Source organism: Staphylococcus coagulans (assembly GCF_022557135.1).
GTDB lineage: Bacteria > Bacillota > Bacilli > Staphylococcales > Staphylococcaceae > Staphylococcus > Staphylococcus coagulans.
Genome location: NZ_CP092966.1, coordinates 1704663 through 1710990 on the forward strand (window position 1 = coordinate 1704663; position 6328 = coordinate 1710990).

The 6328-nt window shown below is 34.1% G+C and carries 6 protein-coding genes; 2 read left to right on the forward strand and 4 right to left on the reverse strand.

Features of this window, described 5'->3' with window-relative positions:
- Positions 1-32: 32 nt before the first annotated feature.
- On the reverse strand, positions 33-242 hold the full coding sequence (gene rpoZ, locus KM149_RS08130; RefSeq protein WP_016424859.1) for a DNA-directed RNA polymerase subunit omega: 210 nt from the start codon (positions 240-242) through the stop codon (positions 33-35).
- Positions 242-865, reverse strand: a complete 624-nt coding sequence (gmk, locus tag KM149_RS08135; protein WP_016424858.1) for a guanylate kinase — start codon at positions 863-865, stop codon at positions 242-244. Before gmk ends, rpoZ begins: the two co-directional genes overlap by 1 nt.
- Positions 866-1026: 161 nt before the next feature.
- Between gmk and KM149_RS08140 the strand changes: the two genes are divergently transcribed.
- Complete coding sequence (locus KM149_RS08140; protein ID WP_214970338.1) at positions 1027-2730, forward strand: Rqc2 family fibronectin-binding protein; 1704 nt, start codon at positions 1027-1029, stop codon at positions 2728-2730.
- A 182-nt stretch (positions 2731-2912) separates the two neighbouring features.
- Here KM149_RS08140 and KM149_RS08145 read toward each other — a convergent pair whose 3' ends face one another.
- Complete coding sequence (locus tag KM149_RS08145) at positions 2913-4001, reverse strand: trypsin-like serine peptidase (RefSeq protein ID WP_214970337.1); 1089 nt, start codon at positions 3999-4001, stop codon at positions 2913-2915.
- 449 nt (positions 4002-4450) lie between these two features.
- Between KM149_RS08145 and KM149_RS08150 the strand changes: the two genes are divergently transcribed.
- On the forward strand, positions 4451-5185 hold the full coding sequence (locus KM149_RS08150) for a hypothetical protein (protein ID WP_182280442.1): 735 nt from the start codon (positions 4451-4453) through the stop codon (positions 5183-5185).
- 206 nt (positions 5186-5391) lie between these two features.
- Here KM149_RS08150 and KM149_RS08155 read toward each other — a convergent pair whose 3' ends face one another.
- Positions 5392-5805, reverse strand: coding sequence for a VOC family protein (locus tag KM149_RS08155; RefSeq protein WP_214970333.1), 414 nt, complete (start codon positions 5803-5805; stop codon positions 5392-5394).
- Between the last annotated feature and the right edge of the window lie 523 nt (positions 5806-6328).

The window sequence follows — 6328 nt, forward strand, 5'->3', positions numbered from 1 at the left end:
CGCATAATTTGATATTGAGATTTAAGTCTTAATTAAAAGTTTTTCTCATCAACATGTGGATGAATTTTACTTGCAGCAATTTCTTCAAGTGCTCGTCCTACAGTTTTTTTACTGCTGTAACTGTCTAGTAATAGATGCTCAGGGTCGGCTTGGATTTCTCGTGCACGCTTAGCCGCTGTTGTAGCAATTAAATATTTAGAATTGATTTTATCTTGTAATTGATGTAGCGATGGGTATAACATTATTTTTTTGCCTCCAATAACATTTTTCTATATTTAGCTTCTATACGTTCACGTTTTAAATGTTCAGCTGCGACAATACATTGAATTCGGTCTTTTGCCAAATCAACTTCATCATTCACTACAACGTAATCATATAAATTCATCATTTCAACTTCTTTTTTTGCTTCATTGACACGACTTTGAATCTTTTCAGTTGATTCTGTACCACGACCAATCAGACGTTCAGTCAAGTGGTCAAGACTTGGTGGTGCTAAAAAGATAAACAATGCATCTGGAAATTTTTTACGAACTTGTTTTGCCCCTTCAACTTCGATTTCTAAAAATACATCATGTCCTGCATTCATTGTATCTTTTACATATTGAACCGGTGTCCCGTAGTAATTTCCGACATACTCCGCGTATTCAATAAATTCATCTTCTTCAATTAATTTTTCAAATGCCTCTCTTGTTTTGAAAAAGTAATCCACCCCATCCGCTTCGCCTTCACGCATTTCACGTGTCGTCATTGAGATTGAATATTTATAAGATGTGTGAGGATCATCAAAAATACGTTTCCTGACTGTGCCCTTACCAACGCCAGAAGGGCCCGAGAGAACTATGAGTAAGCCTTTTTCAGTATCCATGCCGTACGACCTTTCTTCGCTATTCTTCTATTTATTTACATATCTTACCACAGTTTTTGTTATATTGTATAGAGTCGTTAAATTAAAAACTTTACGTCTGACGTCATTGTTGGCACATGTTATAATAGTGTAACGAAAAATTTTAAAGGTGGCAGATGATTATGGCATTTGATGGTTTATTTACAAAGAAAATGGTAGACGCGTTACAATTTCTTGTATCTGGGCGTATTCATAAAATTAATCAACCGGAAAACGATACAATTATTATGGTCGTGAGACAACAACGAAAAAACCATCAATTATTGTTATCTATTCACCCTAATTTCGCACGCCTTCATATTACGACTAAAAAATATGACAATCCTTTTGAACCGCCTATGTTTGCACGTGTATTCCGTAAACATTTAGAAGGTGGACGCATTAATGCCATTCGACAAATCGGAAATGACCGTCGTGTTGAAATTGATGTTGAAAGTAAAGATGAAATTGGCGATACGATTTATCGCACAATTATATTAGAAATTATGGGGAAACATAGTAATCTAATTTTAGTGAATGAAGATAGAAAAATTTTAGAAGGCTTTAAACATTTAACGCCTAATACAAATCAGTACCGTACTGTTATGCCTGGGTTCCAATATGAAGCACCACCAAGTCAAAACAAGCACAATCCATACGACGTTACAGGTCAGCAGGTTTTATCTTATATCGATTTTAATGCCGGAAAAATTGATCGACAGCTGCTACAAACTTTTGAAGGATTCTCACCGCTCATCACTAAAGAAATTACGATGAGACGCCACTTCATGACTTCTGAAACATTACCAGAAGCTTATGATGAAGTGATATCAGAAACAACGATGCCGTCGCAACCTGTTTTCCACAAAAATCATGAGACAGGAAAAGAAGAATTCTACTTTATGAAGTTACACCAATTTTACGATGATATCGTGACATTTGATTCGCTTCACGAATTGCTTGATCGCTTCTATGATGCAAGAGGCGAGCGCGAGCGTGTAAAACAACGTGCAAATGACCTCGTTAAGCTAGTCCAACAATTATTACAAAAATATCAAAATAAGCTCGCTAAGCTAATTGACGAACAAGCTGGCACACAAAATAAAGAAACCCAACAATTATATGGCGAGCTGATTACAGCCAATATATATCGACTTCAAAATGGAGACAGTTCTTTAGAGGCATTGAATTACTATACAGGTGAAAACGTGACCATTCCATTAGATCCAACACGTTCCCCTGCGGAAAATGCACAATATTACTATAAACAATATAACCGTTTAAAAACGCGTGAAAGAGAATTAACTCTTCAAATCCAATTGACCAAAGATAACATCAATTATTTTGAAAATATAGAGCAACAGCTAGCACATATTCAAGTGCAAGAAATAGATGATATTAGAGAAGAGTTAGTAGAGCAAGGCTATTTAAAACAGAAAAAACTTCAAAGAAAGAAAAAACAACAGAAGATTCAGTTACAATCTTACCTTTCAACTGACGGAGATACGATTTTAGTTGGTAAAAATAATAAACAAAATGATTATTTAACGAATAAACGGGCTCATAATAAGCATTTGTGGTTTCATACTAAAGATATTCCTGGCAGTCATGTAGTCATATTAAATGATGACCCTTCCCAAAAAACGATAGAGGAAGCTGCAATGATCGCGGCCTATTATTCTAAAGCAGGTCAATCCGGACAAATTCCAGTTGATTATACTGCGATTCGAAACGTGCACAAACCGAGTGGCAGCAAGCCTGGATTTGTCACGTATGATAGTCAAAAGACGCTTTATGCAACGCCAGATTATGATATGATTCGTCAACTCGAATCAGAAAAAATTTAATCGTTGTAAACTTAAACACCTTATTGAGCGGTCCTCAATCTGTACATTGATTGTCATGCGGAGATGACTAGGGTTGCGCAAAATACACAAAAGCATTTGCGCAACCTAGTCATCTACTATCTTAAGGTGTGGTTACTGACACTTTACAAGTATGGACCCACTTTTGATGTTTCAAACCTCACTTATTTTAAGATTTTGACATCTTTACTATCCAAATAACCTAGCCATTTATTGTTAGCATCGTAAATAGATAAATAAGTTTTTCCATTTGGATGATGATATAAGTATTTAGCTTTATATGTGCCATTTAGTTTCAAATGTTTTTCAGTCACTTTATTTTTAAAGTTTAAGTCTTTCCAGAGCGTACTATTTGAATTTAGCAGTTTCACATTTTTTTGATACGGATGTGCTGCAGGTTGACCCATCCAATGTTTAATATAATCAATGTTTAGCGCAGTTAAACGTGTCGCTCCGTTAAAGTCCACATTACCATAAGTGTGTACACCAATCACTTGTTGGTTCGTATTTCTCACACTACTTCCACTTTGACCTGGATTTGTATCCATTAAATAATGAATATTATGTTCAGTTAAATCTTTAATCACACCATTTGCACGATATTGCACATTTCCACCTTTATCTCCAGGAAAGCCAGATGTTTCAATCGGTTCATTGACATTCATGTTTGAAGTCACAGAAAGTGTTCCCGTTTTTTTACCTAAATCCGAATCCAATGTTATTAATGCCATATCATAATTCGAATCCTCTGAGTCTTGCCATTGTTTCAACGTCATTAATTTTTTAGACTCTGCTTTACCAATTTCATAATTTTGACCGTTTACACCTGCATAAACAGTAATTTTAGTCGCAAAACCTACGCCTTTTGAATACACATTATGACCAGCAGTTAATACAGCGTTATCGCCAACCATCGTACCTGAACCAATGTACGTTTTACCATCAGGGAAGGTCATATTGAGTAGAACGACTTGACGATATGGACTATCTTTGTAGTTCGAAACACGCACACGGTCATCTTTACCAAAAACTCTTTCAGGTACATTCCCTTTTTTCTCATCGATACTTTTAAGTTTACTTTGATCTAATTCAAGATGACCCGTTGTTGGAGGTTCAGTTGGCTTTTGACTTGGGATTTCGGCTTGTTGAGTTTGATGATTGTATGTTTCTGCTTGCGCAAATCCTGCAAAACTCGTTTCCAAAAGTAACCCTGTGACTAAAACAGTACTGACTAAAAATGGTTTTTTCTTCATGACACACGCTCCTTTTTTAGTTTTTTATTTATTTCACATGATATGCTTCATATCAGTAAAATAATTTATAATTTTATATACCCAATCATTCTAAAAAATATTACATGTGTAGTTAAATTTATTTTAATAGTATAAATATATTACATTAGTTAATTTATATTATTTGTACAGTATGTATCGTCTGCAACAAGTCACGATTTTGATATCAGTTAAATAAATATGCACGCTTACTGAATTAAGTTAAGTCTAATTCATCACCTTTTAAAACACCTTTAATGTAAGACCTTAGTAGGATTGAAGACAAAAACAGTTGCATAGGCTATCAATAAAATGGTAAAAACAAGTTACAGCGACATAGAAGCTATGCGACGGACGTGGTTATGTTAAGATAAGAGTAAAGAATGCGGTCATACTTGAAACTGTAACCACGGTTTTGAAGGAGGATATACATGAAAAGACAAGATAAGCGTTTAGATTATCCTAGAGTAGAAAAAATATTAGATGATGGAACGATTATTGCTTATGATAAGTATAATCAACTGAATACGGATTTAAATGTTCATACATTAACAGATGCCCAACAACATCAAGTTTTTGGTGGCATATTGATTAACACGGCAGATCAACAAAATAAATATTATACTGATCGTGATTATCGCTATGAACAAGAACAACGAGAAGCACTCAACCAAAGTAAAAGTAGAAACAAATGGCTCTTATTCGGCTTTATCATTATTTTATTACTGTTAGTTGTTTTTATTGTAAAGTCTTGCAGTAGTGACGATACACAGAATGAGACATCTGATCAAAATAACGCGACGACAAATTCTCAACAAACACCTGACAATAACAAATCAGAAAATCAATATGTGGAACAAAAAGATAAAGAATTACAACAACAAATTCAAGATACGAAAGATAGTATTAAAAATAACCACAGCGATACACAATCTAAAATTGATCAATTAAAGCAAGAGATTGAAAACTTAAAAAATCATACAAATGACAAACAAGCCAATAAAGTAGCTAATCAATATGATGATACCGTGGACAATTTACAAAACGCTGAAGAAGAAAGACAAAACGGTAATAACGACGCTATGGAAAAAGAATTAGAAAAAGTGAACAAAAAGCTTGATGAAATTACTGAAAAAATTAAGTCTTGGTTTAAAAACGAAGAATAATTTATGTTAAAAAATGCAATGACATTTTAAAAGAAACTCTGACATATATCACAAAATAACTAGCGCTAAGATGACTTTTAATAGAAAATCGTCTTAGCGCTTCTTTTTTATGAAAAATACGTATGATATGACTTTGATTTACGAGAGGCAGCCTCAGCCACTTTTCTTTTTCATTCACATGGTGTTTAACTCCACCCTTCTAACTTCTAGCGTGTCGATTCAGGAAGTACAAGTTGGAAATTCACACCAAACTTATCTTGAACCCATGCAAACTCACGATATTGTGGTGGCATTTCTGTTTTAGGCATTAGAATAGCCCCACCATCTTTTAAACCATTATATAATGTATCCATTTCAAATTGATCTTTAACCGTCACATACAATGACATTGCTGGATTCATTTCAATCTCTGCACCATTCATATTGTCAATCGCCATGAACACTTGACCATTGAGTGTAAAAATAGAATGTTGTACCTTTCCTGCCTGCTCAGGGATTGTATCATCATATTTCACCATTGTAATAATTTCACTATCTTGAAATAATGATGTATAACGCTGTATGGCTTCTTCAGCATCCCCATTAAACATTAAAAATGTAGTAATTTTAGGTATTTTCATTTTGATCGTCTCCTTCATGCAATATTTGAGAAATGGAAATTTAGTATTTTAAAATGGTAACAACGTCTTTCATTTAAATTTGAGCTTTGTCACCCTTAATTTGTTCGAACTCTGTTTTCCTTTTCTCTCCCCTATGAGATAATAGCTTTTTACAACTATTTGCTCTTTATGACTTTGCTTGATTATTTCTTTTGACTTTCACTCTATATTATAACCCGTTACAATAAGGTTAAATCATTTTTGGAGGTCATTTTATGATTAGCATGAATTTATTAATACCACTTTTAGTAATGCTTTTAATTATTGTGGGTGGCTGGTTATTTTTACGTTGGTATTTAAAATAATTATACCTCTCCTTATATACATGAATACAACCCATCAATCCTTATAGTATCGAATATAATAGCGATACCATAACGAATCGATAAAATCGAGTAGGAGAATAGCCATTAATTGACTATTCGTCCTCTCACACCACCGAGCGTACGGTTCCGTACTCGGCGGTTCAATATCTTGCGTAAGA

Excerpts from the sequence above, each read along its gene's own strand:
- rpoZ (WP_016424859.1), bottom strand. The coding sequence starts at position 242 with ATGTTATACCCATCGCTACATCAATTACAAGATAAAATCAATTCTAAA.
- gmk (WP_016424858.1), bottom strand. The coding sequence starts at position 865 with ATGGATACTGAAAAAGGCTTACTCATAGTTCTCTCGGGCCCTTCTGGC.
- KM149_RS08140 (WP_214970338.1), top strand. The coding sequence starts at position 1,027 with ATGGCATTTGATGGTTTATTTACAAAGAAAATGGTAGACGCGTTACAA.
- KM149_RS08145 (WP_214970337.1), bottom strand. The coding sequence starts at position 4,001 with ATGAAGAAAAAACCATTTTTAGTCAGTACTGTTTTAGTCACAGGGTTA.
- KM149_RS08150 (WP_182280442.1), top strand. The coding sequence starts at position 4,451 with ATGAAAAGACAAGATAAGCGTTTAGATTATCCTAGAGTAGAAAAAATA.
- KM149_RS08155 (WP_214970333.1), bottom strand. The coding sequence starts at position 5,805 with ATGAAAATACCTAAAATTACTACATTTTTAATGTTTAATGGGGATGCT.